This window comes from Lysinibacillus sp. FSL M8-0337, from assembly GCF_038593855.1.
Lineage (GTDB): Bacteria > Bacillota > Bacilli > Bacillales_A > Planococcaceae > Lysinibacillus > Lysinibacillus sphaericus_D.
On sequence record NZ_CP151996.1, the window covers coordinates 3,245,054 to 3,264,946 of the forward strand.

Sequence of the window (19,893 nt, forward strand, 5' to 3'; positions counted from 1 at the left end):
ATTGCAAATGCTATTCTTTATAATTGCAGCATTTTGCAATAATTTTATAAAAAAAAGGATAAAGAGAGGTCTATATGAAAAACAAAGATATATTTACAGAAATAAAAACTTATAGAATCTTTTAAAAATGCCAAATTTGAAAAAGCATCAGCATCCTTGCTTAATTATGATTACCGAATCAACTTCACATTAAATACAGGTTATGCGATGTTCCTTGATTCACATAATAAATCACTGACTGTCATCAGTACAAAAGAGGACTATACAATCTCAAACGATAGCAATTTTTTTACTATTTTAAAAAAGACGACGCAATAAAAGGCACTTACAATTTAGTAAGTGCCTTTATCATTAATTCTGTATTGCAATTTCTCCACTAGGTGTTCGCCGCTATAATAGCGACAACTGGTTGAATCATTTGCTATGAAAGCTTTTTATACTAAACCTTTGGACGTTGAAAAGTTTTGTAAACAATCAGAACTTACACTGTATGAAACGATATTTTCCTTGTATTTCTTCACGATATCAACGTGATTATCATAATTAAAAACAAAGAAATGTATATCCTTTTTGCCTTTTTTCAAATTGATAACAAATGGTGTGACATTTGATTCAGGTTCTAAAAATAACTTTTCATTACCTGGGAAAATATAATGCTTTTTTAAAAATGAAGCTTCATTAAAATAGTTAGTAAATCTACTTTTTTCTTCTTCTTCTAATTTCTTTCCGTTATAGGTTACGGTAACATCTTTTGCATCCAGTTTTTTGTGCAGTTCAAATTTACTGACAGTCCATCCTACAACGATGCTTGGAGGACTCATTACCAATTTAACAATAGATCCAATCACTATTGTCATAACTAAACCCCATGTCATATCTTATCAGCTCTTTCATAATTTATTAATGTAGTAGCAAGTAATTTATTTGTATCACCTTCATTGCTCAGTGTCTCAAGAGGGATGTTTCATCCACTACTCAATTAAAAGGGATTTACATTAATTGTAACCATCTAATTGGATGTTATTTTGCTCGTACATTTATTTTTTAGAGCTAAAATATAATGTTGATTTAGATAGCGCCTATTGAAAATTGGAATTCAGTAAATGCCCCATTCAACACAATACCATATATGATTTGAATATCAAATGAAAGTATTGTGACATAATAATAAAAGTGTAATTTTTATAACTGATTCAACCTTTTCAAAGTACCAACTAAAATTTATTAATCATCCCAAATATCATTCCGGATATATAAGGAATCAACCAGATAAACCATACGACCATGCTTAACTTATGAAACTTATGCTTCATTTTCGAGTCATTTTTCACCAATACAACGGAAGCCCAAATGGCATGAAATAACATTAAGACAATAGCTAATAAACCTGTTACACCATGAAAACTAAATAAAAATCCTTCTGTAGCCATTTTTTCCATCAAGGTCGTTCCAAGCGTATCGCATATGAAGCCTATCCAAAAAATGATCACATGCCACAATTTTAATGTTTTTTGAAATTTTTCTGACCAAACGCCTACTGAATAAAAAATTAATGCTGCTGTAATAAATATTGTAGCCACTATTAGCATTTCAATCACCCGATTCATAGCACAAATTTAAATGTACCGTTATAAGAATGCATACACTTATTGCCCAGATTTATTTTACAAAGGCAAGATGAACAACAGATGAACTGGTTACTATATAGTTCCTTAGTTTTTTAAAGACAGCGCTGTGCATTGGTTAATTATTACTGATATTGTATTATTTATAGTGGGGGTGAATATTAATGGATGAAATAGACATTTTAAATAAAGAAGCAATCAAAACAGATTTAGCGTTAATTAAATCTTGTTTGCGGTTAATCAATCAAACAGTCACGTTAAGCAAACGAAGAGGAGAAACGTTTAACGCTTCAGAAAATGAAGAAATACATATGTTAATTTCAAAAATTGATAGGGACTTGCACAAAATCAAAGTAAACATCCAGTATGAAACGAAACATACGAACTGATCGCCCTCTTCTATAGCGCGACAATAAGGTTCGATTTGCATTTATATATTTTAGCTAAAATAATATCAACAAAAAGGAAGCCTTTTTTGAGCTTCCTTTTTCAATATCGTTACTTATGAAACTGACAATCTATTTTCTCTTTCTATCGAAAAGTATCCATAATAGTGTAACAATTGCTGCAAGCAGAACCATGAAAAATCCATAAAGCGGTGTATATGCTAACGATTGATGGCGAATAATAAAGCCCCCAATATAAGATCCTAGAAATATACCAATGTTAAAAGCAGAAATATTCAATGCGGAAGCCATCGAAATAGCTGTTGGTACATATTTTTCAGACAAAATCACTGCATATAGTTGCAACCCTGGGACATTCATGAACATAAATAGTCCCATTAACAGTACCATCATTAAACCGATAATTGGTGAGTTCAATGTAAAGTTAATGCCAAGTAATGCAAAGGCAAGTCCAAGAAAAATGATAAAGATTGAACGAAGTGGATTTCGATTAGCAAAGTGGCCTCCTAATGTATTACCAATTGCAACACATATACCATAAACAGCTAAAATTACAACAACAGCATAGGGTGAATACCCCATGTATTGCTCTAAAATAGGTGAAATATAGGTGTAAGCAACAAAGGCACCACCATAGCCAATTGCAGTAATGAAAAGTATGAGTAACATGCGAATATTACCTAGTACTTGGCCGATATCACGCAAAGAGATTGGATTGCCTTTTGATAAATGATTAGGTACTAACATTGCGTTACTAATTAAACCTAAGACACCAATTACCACAATAAAGAGAAAAGACATGCGCCAGTCCATTACTTGACCAATAAAGGTACCAAGTGGAACCCCTGTTACAGTCGCTAATGTTAAACCTGTAAACATAAAAGCGATGGCACTTGCTCGTTTATGTGGTTCAACTACATCTGCCGCAATAACAGAAGCGATGGACATAAAAACACCGTGTGCTAACGCTGAAATAATACGTCCAATAATTAAAATAGAGAAAATAGGTGCTAACGCTGCTATTAAATTACCAATTATAAAAATGACCATTACAAGCAATAAAACCGTTTTGCGACGAAGGCTAGATGTTAAGGCTGTTAGTAATGGCGCACCAATAGTTACACCTATTGCATATATCGAAACAGTTAATCCGGCTGTGCTTAACGATATATCAAAATCATCTTTTATTAATGGTAGTAGCCCTACACTGATAAATTCAGTGGACCCTATACCAAAAGCACTAATTGCAAGTGCTAACAAAGTTAATTTAGCATTTGGCTTTTTTAAATGTGACATACAATAACGATCTCCTTTGATTTTTCCTTTTAAGTGTAGTAATATCCATACATATCTAAAATGTCTATAGAGTACTTTTAGTTACTATTGAATATTACGGGGGTTACCATGCAAAAAATTTATAATATTGGTGTTGAAGCAACGCTTGAAGTGATAGGTGGAAAATGGAAACCAATCATTCTATGTCATTTAAACCACCATGGTAAAATTCGCACAAATGAATTTCGACGATTGATTCCAAAAATTTCGCAAAAAATGCTTACTAGTCAATTAAGAGAACTAGAGCAAGCTGGATTAATTAATCGCATGGTCTTCAATCAAGTTCCGCCGAAAGTTGAATATTCCTTAACGCCTTATGGAGAAGAAATGGAACCTATTTTGAATATGCTTTGCACATGGGGCGAAAAGCATGTTGAAGTATTACAAAATAAAGGTGAAGACGTCGTTTTAAAACAGCGTGATGAAGATATCGCGATGCAGCATACATCGTAATAAGAGAAGAAAGAGACTGTCACATACTAGACAGTCTCTTTTCCTTTTGAATGCTTATAGTGCAAAGTCGAATTCATCTGGGTTTGGTCCAACACGTTGTTCAAGGTTCATCAAATTGATAATAGCCATTTCTTCGTCTGTTAAATGAAAGTCAAAAATATCAGCATTTTGCAGCATGCGTTCTCTACGTACAGATTTTGGAATTGTAATAACACCATTTTGCACATCCCAACGTAAAATAACTTGAGCAATAGATTTTCCATATTTAGTTGCAATTTGTGCAATCGTGTCATCTTCAAGCAGTCCACCTTGCATTAATGGTGCCCATGCTTCTAGGTGAATTTGGTGCTTATCACAAAATGTGCGAAGCTCCACTTGCTGTAAATGTGGGTGAAATTCTACCTGATTGACAACAGGTTTGATACGAGCAAATGATAATAGGTTTTCTAAGTGCGCTATTGTGAAATTACATACGCCAATTGCTTTGATTTTGCCTTGTTCATATAAATCTTCAAGTGCTCTCCAACTTTCTGCATACTTGTCTTTACCTGGCCAATGAATAAGGTAAAGATCTAAATATTCTAATCCTAGTTTTTGTAGGCTTTCTTCATATGCCGCAATGGTATCGTCATAGCTTAATCCGTCATTCCATACTTTTGATGTAATAAATAAGTCTTCACGACGCAAGTTAGTAGATGCAAGCGCTAAGTTAATACCTTCACCTACGCCCACTTCATTGCCGTAAATAGCAGCAGTATCAATACTTCGATAGCCAACCTCTATGGCGTTTTTCACCATCTCAGCAGTAGCATCATTTTCTACTTGAAAAACACCTAACCCCATTCCAGGCATTTGTAAACCGTTATTTAATGTGATTGTATCTTGTAAATGTTGAATCATTTTTATTCCTCCATTTGTCTGTTTGCTTGATTGCTTGATTGCTTGATTGCTTGATTGCTTGATTGCTTGATTGCTTGATTGCTTTCTCATTATGAAGTCCAGCAAGAGGAAATAAAAGTACGCACATTTTCGTTTCATAGTAACGTCGAGGTAACATTTGTGAATTGACAATGCTTCGGAGGAAAAATATTTTTAATAGTTTCTTGGAAAAAGAGCTCTTACAGCATAAAATAATGAAAAGACACATGCCTAAGTGGTATGTGTCTTTTCAAAGTTTGTTCTAAACTGACTTATTTTTTTGTACCTTTACTTGCCTCATTTTTGTATTCATGAATCAAATGGAATATGTCTGCCCCATAGCCTTCTACAAGATTAATCATTTTTCGGGCGTCACGCAATTGATGGTTATAATTTTCAATTGGATAGACCTTTGGCGGAAGACGATTGGATTGTATAATGCTTTTCACTTTGTTTAAAGTATCTTGAGATAGATTATCATTAAATTTTTGAATTTGGTGATAAATTTGTGATATTCGAATAACTTGGATATCTGATTCATTTTCTATCATAACTTTATCATTGGCAATGACAATTAAGGTACGAAGTTGAATTTTTGGAGCAGCTTCTCCATAAAGTAATGTCCATTGTTCTCGGATCAGTCGTTCTTTTAAGAAAATATGGCGGTTGTTTTGTGCTGTGACATCCTTCATCGGTTGAACACTATTAGCATATACTCGTTGCCATTGTCCATCCTTTGCAATTTTTAAGCTGTATGAACCACTCTCAGAGAAGTTTTTAACCTCTAATATAAAGATACCATTTGGTGAAAAAATTATATTATCCGTTTCTACCGATTGTCCATCTACTTCTATCCGAACATTTGATAAGTATGAACAATATTCAGAAAGCATCTTTAACTCATTTTCTACACGCTCTTCGCCTCGATTACCAGCACTAGCAATCCCCTCATTTTTTTCATATGTATGATACGCCTTTGCCCATTCATCATTGTATGCTCTAATCAGCATTTGTTGATTAGTAAGTAATTCAATATCAATTGTTCCCTTTTGAATGAATGAGTCAAGTATTAAAGAGACATAAGTCGGATAGCCAAAATCGAGACTTTTAATCGTTTCAAAAACCTTCGTGGCATTATCACTATATAACTTTAAGCCATCTAATTCATTTATTTGTTGTTTTATGTATTCGGGTTGTTCATTATTCGGAACATTTACCAGTTGAGGTTGGAGAGGAAAAATAGTCGGGTTTATGAAACCTTTGTTTGCCTGCACATCATTCCAAGAAGTGAACGGAAAATATTTTTCTTTTAAGATTTGAAGGATCGACTCTAACTGCTCTACCTTTTTCATTTCTTGCTTATATGTCCTTATTCTAAATAACCAAAGAATAAGAGCAGCTAATATAAATAACAAAATCGTTGGCATAATCAGTTCTATTGATATTCTTAACATCACTTCACTAGCAGTCTCATTCAGACCTGCTCTTGTATTAAATCCTTTATAAAGCCACGCAATTACGTAAAAAATAATCACTTTAGGTAAAATTTTTGATAACAAAGTTACCTTGTAATTTTCTACGATTATATTTTTCCGATTCTTCAAATAAGTTGTAAGGTCTGGTTCTTTATATCCAAACATGGTGTATACTCCCCTCATTGCTTTGTATTTCTATTTTAGCATACCTTTTTTCACAAACATATGCGGGACATAAGAAAAAGCCACCCCACAATTGGATGTGACTTAATGCATTGGATTAATCAAATGTGACAACATTTTGCACGACCGATACCTTATACACTTCTTTCGTACTAATTAATATCGTTTTAAAATGTTCAGTTTCGGTAAATGAATACCAAGGCTTTTCATTGAATCCATTAGACAGTTCTTCTACAAATGTTTCTTGTCCAATATTCTGTTTAATTTTATATTCTTCTTCACGGCTTTCATTAAAGTAAAACTTCACGGTATATTCATAATCCATTAGCCAGCACCCCCCATCTATCTATAGCATGGGATAAATGGGAATGAAGTAATCAATGAGATGTTGAAGAATAATAAAAAGACATTTCATGGTTGAAGTAAGCAATTTAATTACTTATCAAGGCAATATTAAAAATAAGTCCAATACCAAACTCATAAACCTTACAACTGTTGTGGATTTTAGGCTTACAATAATGTCCTAGGGGGAAATTTCCACGCATACTGACAGCTAATTAGCTGTTACTCTATCCAGTTATTATATATTTATTCTTTAATCAAACTTAAATCAAATTCATAGCTATCATCAATAATTGTACTTTTGTGCAGTTCTAACTGTTGTTTAAACAGCTCAGGTTCAATTTGAGTAAAGTTCTGCAAAGCACTGTTTTTAACTTCCCATTCCAAATAATCTCGCGCATAACCGCCCATTTTATTCATTGCTGAGTAATCTATATAAATTTCATAATCCTCATCATCCATTGAAAATTTTTCAATAAAAACTTTATGTAACTGTAAACTTTCTGGATTGAATAACGCCTCATCTAAATGTTCTTTTATTTCATTTACAATACGTATATCATTTTTATAACCTTTCTCTTTTGCAATTAATTCTTCTATATCTTCATCATAATTATTGCTCGTTAAATCCCCTAATTCTTCATAAATTTCAACTGCTTTTGTATACTCTTTATTAATCACATAGTTATTTATCTCTTTTACCAAAGAACCTATACTTTTTTCTTTTTGTTCACTGTTTGTTTGATCACCAACTTTTTCATTAGAGCATGCTACTAAAAATAAACTTAAACACAAAATAAAAATCCAACTTTTCTTCAATACAATTTCTCCTCTATACATTTATAAAATAACTAAAATGTTAATATAATTATATATTTTACTATTTTACCCTAAATTTACATACTTTTATTTTTTACACTCATAATGTATTGATTTAATAAATACCATGAACAAAATTTCATTTCGTCTTAATTGTAACATACAGGAAAATTCTAGAATCCTTCATTTATAGATGTTACTATTTAAAGGTAGAGATTTATCAGATACATATGTAGTATTTATTGAGAAATCATTTGGAGGTAGAAATGGAACAAAAGCTTATAAATCAATTGAACGAGTGGCATGAAGTAGATGAGCATCAGCGAATTGTCGATACACTTTTAGCGATTCCTGAAGAAGAACGAGACGATGAATTGATTAGCATTTTGGCTAGAGCCTATAACAATTTGGGTCTCTACGAAGAAGCGCTCAATCATTTTAGTAAAATTTCTGAGGCAGGTAAACAAGATGCGCTATGGCATTATCGGGTAGGCTTTGCTTTCTATTATTTAAACCGCTATGAGGAAGCAGCTCAAGCTTTCAGCATATCTGACCAATTAGATTCCGGAGATCGCAGCACCGAGTATTTTTTAAGACAGAGTACCCTTAAAGCTAAGAAGCAAAAAAGTGAAGCACTTCGGCTTGCCCAGAAGAAGGCTTACTCCGAGCGTGGCGGTTCCGTAGAAAAGAGGATTCCTTTTTCAAATATGTCTCTAAGTTCATTTTGGGAAGATAGCGAGTATGCAAGAACATCCTATCAATCTGAACCACCGTCAGATGAACTAATTGCCTCTATAGAGAAAGAACTTGGTTATAAACTCCCCGCTTCGTATATTTATTTAATGAAGCAACACAATGGCGGAGTACCGAGGAATACTTGCTTTCCAACAGAGATGGCAACTTCCTGGGCGGAAGATCATATTGCCATTACAGGTATTATGGGTATTGGACGTGAGAAAAGCTATTCCCTATGCGGAGATTTGGGTAGTCCGTTTATGATAGAGGAATGGGGATATCCAGACATTGGAGTAGTTATTTGTGATTGTCCTTCAGCCGGGCATGATGTCGTGATGTTAGACTATCGAGCATGTGGTCGAGATGGTGAACCTGAAGTGATTCATGTCGATCAAGAAGATGATTATGAGATTACGTTCCTTGCCGATAATTTTGAAGCGTTTATTAAAGGCTTAGTGAATGAAGAACAATATGATACTTCTGAAGAAGACAAAGAAGAAGCCCTGGCTAAAGTAGCAAACGGGAAGTTTTCCCCTCTGCTGGAGGAGCTGTGCTCTCGTGTAACAGAGGTGGAACAAGTGGAACAGAAAATCCGTAGCATATGTACACTGATTGTCGAAGAGAAAGGCCATTTTAGTTTTCATGCAGATCCATTATCCTATACCATGTATGATGTGCAATTTTGGTTATATACGAAGTCGTATCCTGAAACTAGTTACGACCAATATATAGAAGCTTATCAAAACATCATCGCATTTGGCAGTGAGTTCGGTCTAGGTGGGTATGCGCCTTCCTTTATTACAGATTGGCTCGATCATCGCCTCAACGAAGGGCTGATTATACAAGAACATGGAATTATTCGCTCTAGCAATGTGTTTGCAAAGAAAGTCATCAATAAATTACATGCTTACTAATAATACAAAGAGCTCGCTTGCAAAGCGGGCTCTTCTTATCATTAGTGACGGCACTGCTCTAATCTTTTATACAGTGCAACAGCAAGCTCCGTAAAGCGCTTCTCCTCTTCTGTGTTTAGTAAATCATGTGAATCCCTCTTGTCCATCCAGTAATCCCCATCTAACAAATCATACATATCAAGAAGTGTAATTTCAGGCGTTGCTGGATTATGAAAAACGGACAGCATCGGTTCCGGACCATCATCCCAGTTATATCCGTTCACAATGGCGTGTAATATTTCTGGCGAATTAATGTGTGCTATCTTCTCGCATAGTTTGTTCTGTGACTCTTCATACAACAGCTCCTCAACAAAGCTTTGCTCTTCCATTGTCAACGAAAGGCGAACCGCTCCTTTTGTTGCAAGTAGAAAAATCAGCAAGCTTTTTATCTGTACGAGCTGCATTCCAAGCCGTCGCTAAAATACCCAGTGGCGAATCCAGTTCGGCTCCCGCTTCAATCAGCATCAATATAGCATCCACTTGCTTGAACTTTACAGCTTTTTTAAGTGGCGTTTCACCCAGTTTATCTTGTGCTTCAAGTTCTGCTCCGTGCTCAATTAATATTTCAATCGCTTGTACAGGCATACGATTAGTTAAAAAAAGCATCAGCGGTGTCCTCCCCCGCTCGTCCCGTTCATTCACATCCAGTTCCATCGCTGCCTTGTGGACAAGTGGCAGATTATCTGCCTTGCTCACTTCCTTCCAATGCAAGGTTATTCCCCCTTTGACACAGTAACGTTATTTAGCTTTGCTGATAGATAGTTGCTGTAATATTGTCTTTTGGACAGACAAACATATAAAAAATACCTTCAGCATATTCATCAAAATCAGCATAATCAATCTGCCCTATAAAACGCATTCTTTGCTCACAGCAAGGGCAAAGCGGATATGTTGGATCCTGCACCCAGCTTGGATAACCACCAATCTGCGAATTTAATTGTGACATCGTGCAAAGCGCAGCATAGTATGGTGATTGTGGCTCATGTGCAAGGGCTAACCTAGGTATGATTTCAATAGAGCTGTTTAATTCTTCAATCTCTGGAAGATACGCTGGTTTTTGATTATAACGGCTCCAAACAGGCACACCATCATTGTCCAACTCCATGTAGATTGTGCTAAAGCTTCCACATAAATCACAGGTTATTACCTGCAAGTTCTTGTGCATGTTGAGATAGTCAAGGATGGATGAGAGGTAGCCACGTCCATTAATTTCGTTAACTTCCTATGACACCACGGACAGGTTGAATGACTTGTCTCAAGAAAATGCGCATACTGCTCTTCATTGAAATCTTCAATTTGTTGATCTGTTTGCCTAATTGCATAGCAGACATGGTTAATTAGGTCACGCCTCTTTCCTTCACGGCTAAGCTCCCATCCGCCTTCAAGAGCGTAGGTTTCTGGCGTTACATACAACTGCTCTGTCCATATTGGCGGCTGTTTTCGCCATTGCCGAAACTGCTCTATGACCATGGCATTACCAATCCAACCGAGCACAAGGAGAAGATGGTTTCGGTTATCTTGATCCCATTTAACACGCTCTAAAAGGAGCTGTTGTATATCTGGTGGTGCATCTTTAAAAACAAGTGGATAATGAAACAAGCTACGCTCCATCAGTTCAGGTAAAGCATTGGCGATATTTTTATTTCGATAGCATACTAGCGACAATAGAATTTCCTCTGCTTCACTTTCATTGTTTATAGCGAGTAATTCCATGGCATATTTCAGCATATTGTCCGCTTCTTGTTCTGATAACGCTGTGTATATCTTCTCCTTGCTTAACGGATAAGGAATGTATTGGATAAGTGGGTCATACGTTCTCGGCGCATGCATTACTTTAAGAATGTCCACATAATTCGTAAGTCCTTCATAGGGATTAACCGTTTTGCGGTGCTGCTCAATATACGCTTGTTGCTTTTTTCGTGCATGCTCCTGATGGCATGGCATACAAATACCACCTGTTTTGGCTGCTGTAGTCGGCAGTATTGTTGCGCTACAACCTTCCGTCTTACATGGTATCCGGTCCGTCATACTGGATTCCCCCTTCGCCTTATGCGATTTTTATAAAAATTATAAGCGAGCACCTTGTTTTTCCATATCTTCTAACACCACCATTAGAATGCGCCTAGTCTCATCTTTAAGTTCACTGTTCAGATGCTCCTGAATATGTGGGATGGCGTGACCTCCAAGTTCCACTAGTTGTTCATAAGCCTCATAATCTGTTCGCCAGAAGCTTCGCATGCTTCCTTTACCAAACTCTCCTCTTTCGATCACATCTACCCAATGTTTTACCTGTTCAACAAGGGGGCGTTGCTGTATAGCTTCGACAGCAGAACGGAATTCCATATCTTTCTTCATTAAGTCAGGCATTGATTGATACAATTGATCTTCGGGTACAGTTTTTCTTATAAGCTGACTTAATGTCAAATAGTCACCACCAACGCCATCCGCGGCTGACACGTAAGCAATAAAGTCCTTGGTACGATTCAATTGCTTTAGGTCGTTTTGCAATCGATGAATAACTTGGATGGCAATTAAAAAGAGTTCTGAATCTATAATGGTCTTTTCAAATATGTAGTTTTCCTCATTGCTTAAATACTCGGGTGTTTCTTGGCTAATACAGGTGAACATTTCAAGATAGGTTTCAAGGCCATTCGGCAACTCGTCGTACATAAAGGGATAATCGCCTTCACTAAATTTACAGGAACTATAGATTTGCTCTAGGGTTTGATTGTAAAACTTGCTACCAGTTCTTAAGTAACTTTCTTGATATTGGGCGTAGTATTGAGCAACCGTTTGCTCTAAAGAATCCCGATTATTAATGTACACTATATAGCTTCCATTATAGCTATCCGTATAGAGCGAGAAAGTATACACATCTTTATTTCCTCCTTCTTCTATATAGTTAGCAATGGCAGATTGGCAGAAGTCGTAAAGGGCATTCTCCAAATCACGTGTACTAATGAATATCCCATCTTCGGAACCAAATGTCGTTATTTCTTGAATCGTTTGATTGGCCGTACAAAGTAGATAACTTCCCTTACCTTCTAATTCTCTTCTCCCACTAATTAACTTCCCGATATGAACATCATAACTCATAGTGAAATAATCCCTCCAAATATGTTTAATGATTTAATAACATTGTTCTGTCATTTTATCTGCCCGATTCTCCTTTTCAGCTGGTAAAGCAAGAGGATTGCTAGTGCATTAGATGCTTATGGGCTGAACAAGTCATACGTAGTTATCGCTTATAATCTGGCTGTTCCAATGTCATTGGATTCGGATTGCTAAGTACCCAATGCACAGCTAGTTCGCACAGTCTTGCAGGTTCATCATTACCATTGCCGTTATGAAGTTTTTTCACTAATGTTTCAGCCTCCTGCAAGGTAGCAGGGTTGAATGGTGTGCCCATACGAAAATAATGGCTCAAACTATGGAGCATCTTACGATATTGATTATCCCAGTTGATACCGCCGTTATCTAAAATTTCATAAGCTACTTTACCAGTAATACGAATCACCTCACCCTGTACGGTTTTCGCATGACCTTGTGAAGGAATAAGTAAACTCCATAGTTCATTATGCTGCGCCTGCCAACCTTTTGTGGATACCGTTATTGGAGAGCTGCCATCATGCGTTTTTCGTTTTCCGACTGGGGGAACAGCAAATAGCTGATATAGACGGTAAAGAGCCTCATCCGTTTGATTCAAATATTCCTTATTAAAGTTATCTCGGTGAAATTCAAAATCGTTGCCAATTCGCTTAATAGCGTTTTGCATATCCTGCGTTACAGTTGCTCCAGCGTTTAGCAAAATTTCAGCAACCTTTGCCATATTGACGATATCTATGTTTCGACACGTTTCCAAAGCTTTTTCTAAGGGTGTTTGCTTCATCTTGTTTTCTGCACTAAGATTTGCGCCTTTGCCAACTAATGTGTAAACTGCATTTGGATTAAATGACCCTGCCGCTGCAAATAAAGGTGTCTCATTTTGATAATCCAGTGCTTCTATCGCTGCACCCAACTCAAGCAGCAATTCTATATTTCCGCACCAACTCATTGCCTGTTTATGTAGAGCCGTTCTTCCGTAACTATCACGCGCATTAATATCAGCCCCCTGCTCCACAAGCCAGCGAACCAAATCATTCGGTACTTTAAAAAAACTCAAAGCTGTTGATTTACTGTAACCACCACGGGCATCTAATTCACATTGTGAAAATACCTCTTTTAATGCTGATATATCGCCTACTTCAATGAGTTCCTCGAAATTTTTCGGTAAGGTTTTTCGCTTCCTGCCCATTTATGTTCTCTCCTTAAGTGTTTTTTAAAATCACTCCATTCCTATATTTTACTACTTATTCATTTCTTGTTGTATGCATTCTCCATAAATATCGTGTTAATCGTCTGCTTCTAACGAAAAGTTTAATAATGCATATTTAAAGTATTAAACGAAGCAATAGTTCATAGGCTATTGTAAAATGCAATGGAGGATGGCTATGAGCATTGAAGTTATTACATTATCACCGACATTATTTCATGTGTTTAGAGCAGGCGAGTCCAATCCTAAAAAGGAAATGCGTATTATCTATGGGCAAGCTACATCAGATGCTAATGGTGTAGCGACGTTTTATTTTACAGATAATGCATTAGCTACGGGCAATACATTGTTATCCACAATCGACTACGCAGTGTCAAGCGTCTATTCCACCAATTCATCGATTAATGCCAGACCGAGGGTACAAATGAGAGAAAAGAACATCGCTGCAAAATATGTCTCTGCTAATGTTACAAATATAAGTGGTGTAACAGTTTTAGGCATTAACGTTTTAGGTTCAGAAAACCCCGTAAGTGGCGTAGTGGTCGATTTCATGGTATTAGGCAGCTTTAATACTCAAACTTAAATCAAGGATGTTCTATTCCTAAATTATTTCCTTCTACATAACAGGATTAACACGATTTTTCACGTTTCTTCCAACGTTCTTTTAGCAAATTTACCCAGTAGCGCAGTAGCTTAATTCCTCAGCTAGTCAAACTAAAAAACGTCCAAAACCCTGTGTTCATAGGGTTTTAAACGTTTTTCTTTTTTGATCAATTGACGTCCTATAAAGGCCTCTAATTTCGCCCGAATCCTTGGTATTTCTGAGTTTTTGCTTAATGTTTGCTGTAGGGTGGTGCCCACATTTACTTTATTTAAGCTCTGATTGAATAAAGCTTAGAGATTGCATTTCTATATTTTACCGTTTTATCCTATAAGACTTAATAAACTTTCTCGGTTATTGTATGCTAATGTATAATTTGGATTCAGTTCTATGGCTTTATCGTAATCATCTAGAGCTTCTTTATACTTCCCTATATCTTTATATAAGTTTCCTCGATTATTGTACGCGTCTGCATAATTTGGGTTTAGTTCTATTGCTTTACTGTAATCTAATAAGGCCTCTTTATTTTTCTCTAATTTTTTATTTAAGATCCCTCGGTTATTGTACACTAGTGCATGGTTTGGGTTTATTTCTATCGCTTTACTATAGTCTGATAAAGCCTCTTCATTTCTCTCTAATTTTTTATTTAAGACTCCTCGGTTATTGTACGCGTCTACATAATTTGGATTTAGTTCTATTGCTTTACTGTAATCTAATAAGGCCTCTTTATTTTTCTCTAATTTTTTATTTAAGATTCCTCGGTTATTGTACGCGTCTGCATAATTTGGATTTATTTCTATCGCTTTACTGTAATCTAATAAAGCCTCTTTATTTTTCTCTAATTTTTTATTTAAAATTCCTCGATTATTGTACGCTTCTGCATAATTTGGATTTAGTTCTATCGCTTTACTGTAATCTAATAAAGCTTCTTCATTTTTCTCTAATTGTTTATTTAAAATCCCTCGGTTATTATACGCGGTTGCATAGTTTGGATTTATTTTTATGGCTTTACTGTAATCTGCTAATGCTTCTTTGTACTTTCCTATATCTTTATATAAGTTCCCTCGGTTATTATACGCGTCTGCATGATTTGGATTTATTTCTATCGCTTTACTGTAGTCTGATAAGGCCTCTCCATTTTTCTCTAATTGTTTATTTAAGATTCCTCGGTTATTGTACGCGGTTGCATAGTTTGGATTTATTTTTATGGCTTTACTGTAATCCGCTAATGCTTCCTTATACTTCGAATTATCATAATATAAGATTCCTCGGTTATTGTACGCTTCTGCATAATTTGGATTTAGTTCTATCGCCTTACTGTAATCTAATAAAGCCTCTTTATTTTTCTCTATTTTTTTATTTAAGATTCCTCGATTATAGTACCCGACTGCATAGTTTGGATTTATTTTTATGGCTTTATTGTAATCCGCTAATGCTTCCTCATACTTCGAATTATCATAATACAAAATTCCTCGGTTATTGTACGCAGTTGTATAGTTTGGATTTATTTTTATGGCTTTACTGTAATCTAATAAGGCTTCTTTAATTTCCCCTAATTTTCTTTTAAGAATCCCACGACTAACATATGTTTGACTATCAAATGAATTGATTCTTATAGCATTATCATAGTCGATTACTGCTTCAGCAATTTTGTCTAATTTAGTATAAGCTTTTGCCCGTATTAAATAATATTCTATAATAGATTCATTTTCTCCTATATATTGAGAAGCTTTTTGTATTACTTCATTAAAACTACTTTTATCAAATAATAGATTTAGTTCGTTTTTATTGGATTCGTAATTTTTAATACTATTACCAACAATATCTACCATTCCATCTTCAGAAAGCACTACTACTACACAGTCATTATTTACAATTTTCTTTTTTTGATATTTTTCCATTTTTTGATATCTGATAGCTGAATTATATCTTGCCCCCCTCGAACTATCTGCTTCATCAGTGGCAAGTCCATCTAATATCACTCCAATGGCATGGAATTTACTTTCAATATCGATATAGAGTGCCCCATCTATACTAGTTAATTGATTGATAAGTGTTTTAGAAATAGTAGGATTACCTAAATTAAATATATCAATCTCATCTACTCTAAAACATTGACTATTAAGTCTATTAATTTCGCTTTCAGCTAATTTCGGTGTAGTAATCACCACCATAGTTCCACTTTTTTGATGGGAGGCATGTCTAATTATTTTGCATACTGAAGAAACTTTTTCACTTATTTGAAGAGCATCGTAATTTTTACCATGGAAATAATTTTTAAAGGTTTCATTAATTTCACCTTTCAGTTTATCAGTTGGAAATTCAAATTTATTTAAAATGATGGACTTATCTTTAAAGCCTATTATTAATTTTTCTCTAAAATCTTTGGTATTACTTGAAGAATCATTAAACTCAATTAAATTAATTTTATAATCCAGTTTACCCTCAAAATTAATCACTACTATCCTATCTTCTAATTTACTTCCTTTTGAAAAACTAGCATCTTTAAATTTCCCGAGACCAAAAATTCTGTATGTATCACCTATTACAAATATATTTTCAGAAGACATTTCAAAAATTTTTCTTATTTTTTTTGTTTCTTTATATTCGATTGGTTGTTTAAAATTTACCACCATATCTATATTATTTTTTCTGTCATCTTCGTTTATTATTAATAATTTTGCAGAAACACTAATTCCCTCGTAATTAAGCATTGATATTTTTTCAATATAATTTAAAAAATTATTTTTTAATTCCTTATTTCTTTCAATTTTTAGAACTGAATTTGTAAATTCTATTGCAGTATTTAATAATTTAAAATTTATATTCTCATTTAACATTTTATCTAAGGAACTACCTATATCATTTTCATCCATTTCTAATAAAATTGAATCCAATAGAAATCGAATAAAGGAGAATTGTTCTTTATTCCAAAATAAATATGAATTGTCTGAGGTAAATCCTTCTATTAAAATAGTAAATAGTTGTTTATCTACTTTATATCTAATTCTCTCCACTTTATTAAAATCTTCATCTTCAAACAATTGCCCCTCATTCAATTTAGATGAAATTGTTTCCTCTTCAATTCTATCCTCTTCTCCAAATTTAATACCAATTTTTACATACTCGCTGATTTCTGATAAATATTTCTCAACTAATTTTTTCAATTTTTCAGTTTCATTAATATTCAATTTCATTCTCCCTTTAATTATATGACAACAGATTTTTGAAATTTTAGAATTAAAAAATGATTCTTTTTAATTCTGCTAAACCGAGAACTTTTCCCTATTTATACAGATGTTCTATAGATTAAGTCAAAATGTTGATTCAATATTCTATCATCTCACTTCCAAATTGACCAACATCTAATAAATATCAAATTACCTATTATTATACTATATATTACAAATAAATAATAAAATCTCTTCATTCTTAAAATATTAAGGACTTCGGCTAATTGTATATAAATTACACTTAACTTTCAGAGGATTTGTGCAACAACCTAGAAGTAGTTTCTTCAGCCACTGAAAATGGTAGAAACTTTTCATTTCTGTCCCTTTCTAACATATTCCCCAAAAAGGAAAGCACTTCAAACCCTTTGATTCTAAAGGATTTGAAGCGCTTTTCTGTTGTTTACCTCACTTTTTTAGACACCCATCATAGATTGGTGGGAATGAAAAATTTTGTAAGTGTGAAGTTGAAATAAACAAGGATATTTTATTGGGATAAGTTAAATACTATTTTTAGGAGGTGTCGAAATGAAAAGGGATAAAAAAGATACAGAATTTGCAACAGACGAGTCAACAAAACCATCCAATATTAAAAAACCTAATGCGCGTGTCGGGCATACTGAACCCCCTCGCCCAAAACATGAAGAAGACCTAATTATGGATGAGAAAAAAAGTAAGTCGACTTCATTATAAAATAAGACCATTTTGCCTATTATCTATTTTGACCACTTCATTTGGGGTGGTCTTTTTCTTTTCAGAGAATCTGTTTTATGTTAGAAGTACGACAACAAATAAATCATTTTCTCTGATGAGAATACATTTTAGCCATGATTTATAGATGACATGCGGGATATCCCTTTTCATTTGGCGTCTATTTACCTTACGCTGCCCTTCAAATGCCTCTTTTCACCAACATGTTTAGTCATATAAATAGTCGAGTTTATAGATACATACAATACAAAAAGAGAGTACAAACCTTGATTGTTTTTAAAACATCTGTATAAAAAACAAATAAACGTTTATGTAAAAAATTTGAAAATTAAGAAAAGGTACTATATAATTTCACTAACCTAATTATTGGAAAATTTTAGGTTAAAATTTGTATGTTGAATGGAGGATGTTTATGAAGAAAACCTTATTAGCAACATCAATGTTATGTTTACTTTCTTTACATGCTGTTAGTGGTGCTAGTGCTGAAGAATCTGTAGAGCTTACAAACTCAGTAGACTTTACAAACTCGGAGGACTATACAGAATACGATAACGCCCCGCTTGAAACTTTGCCAAGTGTTGCGCCATATGCCAGTGATATGTCAGGGTATGAATATGTGCATTCTAGTTCCTCTAGAAACAATCAACTAGAATTTCAACATTTAGCTAAAAATCCTAGTTCAGTCACGGATTCTGTTAGTTATTCAGTAGCTGTTACGCAATCTTCTTCAGCTAATGTTGCTACTAGTGCTACTTTTAAGTCAATGGTGGCTGAAGTTGGGGTTTCAACTCAAGTAGAACTAGGTACATCCACTACAAAAACACTTTCAATCACATGGTCTATTCCCGCCAATTCAAATTATTTGTTAAGAGCAGGAAGCAGTTGGGTTCAAGCAAGTGGAACTGAAAAACTATGGAGTGCAGGCAAAGTAATAAGTTCTAAGACTGTGACAGGAAAATGGACGTATACTAGTTGGAGCGATAAGGTTAAACAATGATAAAAATTAAGCGTAAATATTTTATTTTTATTCTAGTTATTTTAACATCTATTTTTGTTCTTGTAGCATGCGATAATAATGTACAAATTGAAGATAAACAAAGTAACAATCAGCAATTAGAGGAAAAACAAAATAATCATCAACAACAAATGGAAGAAGTCAGTAGTACCGTTTCTTTAGAAAAGCAATTTATTCCACCAAATTTTGGAGTTGATGAATTTAAAGTAAACGCTAATGATAAATTAGTGGAATTTAAAATTTCATACAGAATCAGTCCCCAGCTTTATGATGTGTTAAGACAAATTGATAGTAAATATTATTTTGAATTGAAGATACCCGAAAATATTTCTTCAATAATAAACAAAGATAGTACAGGGTTAGTTCCTGGAGCTATTATGGAATTTAATGCACTAAAATATATTGTTACTCTTAATATAGAAGTAGAAAAACCGATGACTACTAGTGAAATAAAAGAGCTAGTACAAAATAAAAATGGTTATGGACTATATATTTATGACCAAGATAAAGATGCGATTCATTACTTTGATGATGTTGAGTTGTTTTCTACGATACCTAAGTAATGGGCTAGTTTAAAAGGTTACACGATATTGGAAGCTAATGACATGGAAAAAAGCGACTCTTTGGACGCTTTTTTTCTATGTTTTATTAGAATACGTAAGTGTCCTTCGTGCCGCTAACGTGAAGTAAGATGTATCTTGCGCATTGTGTAAGAGTGAAATAACGAATAGTCGTTTTCAAAGGCTCCAATTATGACAGTATGCTGTGGATCAATATTT

21 protein-coding genes are annotated in these 19,893 nt (G+C 34.3%); 7 read left to right on the top strand and 14 right to left on the bottom strand.

The window, feature by feature from the left end; genetic code table 11:
• Positions 1–434 precede the first annotated feature (434 nt).
• Entirely contained in the window at positions 435–875 is a 441-nt protein-coding gene (locus MKY08_RS15690) for a YfmQ family protein (protein WP_069508675.1), read from the bottom strand.
• Positions 876–1,214: 339 nt separating this feature from the next.
• Positions 1,215–1,589 carry an HsmA family protein gene (locus MKY08_RS15695; protein ID WP_069508677.1) on the bottom strand — a complete coding sequence of 125 codons (375 nt, stop codon included), beginning with the start codon at positions 1,587–1,589 and terminating at the stop codon, positions 1,215–1,217.
• Between the two features lie 200 nt (positions 1,590–1,789).
• Here MKY08_RS15695 and MKY08_RS15700 point away from each other — a divergent pair, with 200 nt between their 5' ends.
• Positions 1,790–2,014 carry a phosphoglycerate mutase gene (locus MKY08_RS15700; RefSeq protein ID WP_069508680.1) on the top strand — a complete coding sequence of 75 codons (225 nt, stop codon included), beginning with the start codon at positions 1,790–1,792 and terminating at the stop codon, positions 2,012–2,014.
• 129 nt (positions 2,015–2,143) lie between these two features.
• On the opposite strand, the gene MKY08_RS15705 is transcribed toward MKY08_RS15700, so the two are convergent.
• Entirely contained in the window at positions 2,144–3,328 is a 1,185-nt protein-coding gene (locus MKY08_RS15705) for an MFS transporter (protein WP_069508682.1), read from the bottom strand.
• A 108-nt stretch (positions 3,329–3,436) separates the two neighbouring features.
• Here MKY08_RS15705 and MKY08_RS15710 point away from each other — a divergent pair, with 108 nt between their 5' ends.
• The gene (locus MKY08_RS15710; RefSeq protein WP_069508689.1) at positions 3,437–3,820 is read left to right on the top strand and encodes a helix-turn-helix domain-containing protein; all 384 of its coding nucleotides are present in this window, start codon (positions 3,437–3,439) and stop codon (positions 3,818–3,820) included.
• Between the two features lie 54 nt (positions 3,821–3,874).
• On the opposite strand, the gene MKY08_RS15715 is transcribed toward MKY08_RS15710, so the two are convergent.
• The 4 genes from MKY08_RS15715 to MKY08_RS15730 all read right to left on the bottom strand — a co-directional run bounded on the left by MKY08_RS15715 (position 3,875) and on the right by MKY08_RS15730 (position 7,557).
• Positions 3,875–4,720: an aldo/keto reductase gene (locus tag MKY08_RS15715; RefSeq protein ID WP_069508691.1), complete on the bottom strand. Its 846-nt coding sequence runs from the start codon at positions 4,718–4,720 to the stop codon at positions 3,875–3,877.
• Positions 4,721–5,010: 290 nt separating this feature from the next.
• Positions 5,011–6,378 carry a nuclease-related domain-containing protein gene (locus MKY08_RS15720; protein WP_069508693.1) on the bottom strand — a complete coding sequence of 456 codons (1,368 nt, stop codon included), beginning with the start codon at positions 6,376–6,378 and terminating at the stop codon, positions 5,011–5,013.
• A gap of 115 nt (positions 6,379–6,493) precedes the next feature.
• A complete protein-coding gene (locus tag MKY08_RS15725) occupies positions 6,494–6,721 on the bottom strand; it encodes a hypothetical protein (RefSeq protein WP_069508694.1) in 228 nt (75 codons plus the stop codon).
• Between the two features lie 263 nt (positions 6,722–6,984).
• Complete coding sequence (locus MKY08_RS15730; protein WP_069508696.1) at positions 6,985–7,557, bottom strand: hypothetical protein; 573 nt, start codon at positions 7,555–7,557, stop codon at positions 6,985–6,987.
• 266 nt (positions 7,558–7,823) lie between these two features.
• Here MKY08_RS15730 and MKY08_RS15735 point away from each other — a divergent pair, with 266 nt between their 5' ends.
• Positions 7,824–9,206, top strand: coding sequence for an SMI1/KNR4 family protein (locus MKY08_RS15735; protein ID WP_069508698.1), 1,383 nt, complete (start codon positions 7,824–7,826; stop codon positions 9,204–9,206).
• Between the two features lie 41 nt (positions 9,207–9,247).
• Here the strand turns inward: MKY08_RS15735 and MKY08_RS15740 are convergent, their stop codons facing one another.
• The 6 genes from MKY08_RS15740 to MKY08_RS15765 form a co-directional block, all read right to left on the bottom strand.
• Positions 9,248–9,574 (bottom strand): DUF4274 domain-containing protein, encoded by a 327-nt coding sequence (locus MKY08_RS15740; protein WP_256093110.1) that lies wholly within the window; start codon positions 9,572–9,574, stop codon positions 9,248–9,250.
• Positions 9,552–9,956, bottom strand: coding sequence for an ankyrin repeat domain-containing protein (locus MKY08_RS15745; protein WP_256093107.1), 405 nt, complete (start codon positions 9,954–9,956; stop codon positions 9,552–9,554). The genes MKY08_RS15740 and MKY08_RS15745 overlap by 23 nt, the downstream gene beginning before the upstream one ends.
• Before the next feature lie 31 nt (positions 9,957–9,987).
• Positions 9,988–10,350: a hypothetical protein gene (locus tag MKY08_RS15750; RefSeq protein WP_342533816.1), complete on the bottom strand. Its 363-nt coding sequence runs from the start codon at positions 10,348–10,350 to the stop codon at positions 9,988–9,990.
• Between the two features lie 38 nt (positions 10,351–10,388).
• Positions 10,389–11,273 carry a hypothetical protein gene (locus tag MKY08_RS15755; RefSeq protein ID WP_256093109.1) on the bottom strand — a complete coding sequence of 295 codons (885 nt, stop codon included), beginning with the start codon at positions 11,271–11,273 and terminating at the stop codon, positions 10,389–10,391.
• Between the two features lie 39 nt (positions 11,274–11,312).
• A complete protein-coding gene (locus tag MKY08_RS15760) occupies positions 11,313–12,341 on the bottom strand; it encodes a DUF4303 domain-containing protein (protein WP_069508700.1) in 1,029 nt (342 codons plus the stop codon).
• Between the two features lie 142 nt (positions 12,342–12,483).
• On the bottom strand, positions 12,484–13,539 hold the full coding sequence (locus MKY08_RS15765; protein WP_069508702.1) for an ankyrin repeat domain-containing protein: 1,056 nt from the start codon (positions 13,537–13,539) through the stop codon (positions 12,484–12,486).
• Between the two features lie 196 nt (positions 13,540–13,735).
• Here MKY08_RS15765 and MKY08_RS15770 point away from each other — a divergent pair, with 196 nt between their 5' ends.
• A complete protein-coding gene (locus MKY08_RS15770) occupies positions 13,736–14,140 on the top strand; it encodes a hypothetical protein (protein WP_069508704.1) in 405 nt (134 codons plus the stop codon).
• A gap of 341 nt (positions 14,141–14,481) precedes the next feature.
• Here the strand turns inward: MKY08_RS15770 and MKY08_RS15775 are convergent, their stop codons facing one another.
• A complete protein-coding gene (locus tag MKY08_RS15775) occupies positions 14,482–17,349 on the bottom strand; it encodes a tetratricopeptide repeat protein (protein WP_342533820.1) in 2,868 nt (955 codons plus the stop codon).
• Positions 17,350–17,916: 567 nt separating this feature from the next.
• Here MKY08_RS15775 and MKY08_RS15780 point away from each other — a divergent pair.
• The 3 genes from MKY08_RS15780 (at position 17,917) to MKY08_RS15790 (ending at position 19,677) form a co-directional block, all read left to right on the top strand.
• A complete protein-coding gene (locus tag MKY08_RS15780; RefSeq protein ID WP_176723179.1) occupies positions 17,917–18,081 on the top strand; it encodes a hypothetical protein in 165 nt (54 codons plus the stop codon).
• A gap of 430 nt (positions 18,082–18,511) precedes the next feature.
• Complete coding sequence (locus MKY08_RS15785; RefSeq protein WP_069511249.1) at positions 18,512–19,096, top strand: hypothetical protein; 585 nt, start codon at positions 18,512–18,514, stop codon at positions 19,094–19,096.
• Positions 19,093–19,677, top strand: coding sequence for a hypothetical protein (locus tag MKY08_RS15790; RefSeq protein WP_069511251.1), 585 nt, complete (start codon positions 19,093–19,095; stop codon positions 19,675–19,677). Before MKY08_RS15785 ends, MKY08_RS15790 begins: the two co-directional genes overlap by 4 nt.
• Positions 19,678–19,893: the final 216 nt, after the last annotated feature.

Coding starts and splice junctions, on each gene's coding strand:
- MKY08_RS15690 (WP_069508675.1), bottom strand. CDS start 875: ATGACATGGGGTTTAGTTATGACAATAGTGATTGGATCTATTGTTAAA.
- MKY08_RS15695 (WP_069508677.1), bottom strand. CDS start 1,589: ATGCTAATAGTGGCTACAATATTTATTACAGCAGCATTAATTTTTTAT.
- MKY08_RS15700 (WP_069508680.1), top strand. CDS start 1,790: ATGGATGAAATAGACATTTTAAATAAAGAAGCAATCAAAACAGATTTA.
- MKY08_RS15705 (WP_069508682.1), bottom strand. CDS start 3,328: ATGTCACATTTAAAAAAGCCAAATGCTAAATTAACTTTGTTAGCACTT.
- MKY08_RS15710 (WP_069508689.1), top strand. CDS start 3,437: ATGCAAAAAATTTATAATATTGGTGTTGAAGCAACGCTTGAAGTGATA.
- MKY08_RS15715 (WP_069508691.1), bottom strand. CDS start 4,720: ATGATTCAACATTTACAAGATACAATCACATTAAATAACGGTTTACAA.
- MKY08_RS15720 (WP_069508693.1), bottom strand. CDS start 6,378: ATGTTTGGATATAAAGAACCAGACCTTACAACTTATTTGAAGAATCGG.
- MKY08_RS15725 (WP_069508694.1), bottom strand. CDS start 6,721: ATGGATTATGAATATACCGTGAAGTTTTACTTTAATGAAAGCCGTGAA.
- MKY08_RS15735 (WP_069508698.1), top strand. CDS start 7,824: ATGGAACAAAAGCTTATAAATCAATTGAACGAGTGGCATGAAGTAGAT.
- MKY08_RS15740 (WP_256093110.1), bottom strand. CDS start 9,574: ATGGAAGAGCAAAGCTTTGTTGAGGAGCTGTTGTATGAAGAGTCACAG.
- MKY08_RS15750 (WP_342533816.1), bottom strand. CDS start 10,350: ATGGAGTTGGACAATGATGGTGTGCCTGTTTGGAGCCGTTATAATCAA.
- MKY08_RS15755 (WP_256093109.1), bottom strand. CDS start 11,273: ATGACGGACCGGATACCATGTAAGACGGAAGGTTGTAGCGCAACAATA.
- MKY08_RS15760 (WP_069508700.1), bottom strand. CDS start 12,341: ATGAGTTATGATGTTCATATCGGGAAGTTAATTAGTGGGAGAAGAGAA.
- MKY08_RS15765 (WP_069508702.1), bottom strand. CDS start 13,539: ATGGGCAGGAAGCGAAAAACCTTACCGAAAAATTTCGAGGAACTCATT.
- MKY08_RS15770 (WP_069508704.1), top strand. CDS start 13,736: ATGAGCATTGAAGTTATTACATTATCACCGACATTATTTCATGTGTTT.
- MKY08_RS15780 (WP_176723179.1), top strand. CDS start 17,917: ATGAAAAGGGATAAAAAAGATACAGAATTTGCAACAGACGAGTCAACA.
- MKY08_RS15785 (WP_069511249.1), top strand. CDS start 18,512: ATGAAGAAAACCTTATTAGCAACATCAATGTTATGTTTACTTTCTTTA.
- MKY08_RS15790 (WP_069511251.1), top strand. CDS start 19,093: ATGATAAAAATTAAGCGTAAATATTTTATTTTTATTCTAGTTATTTTA.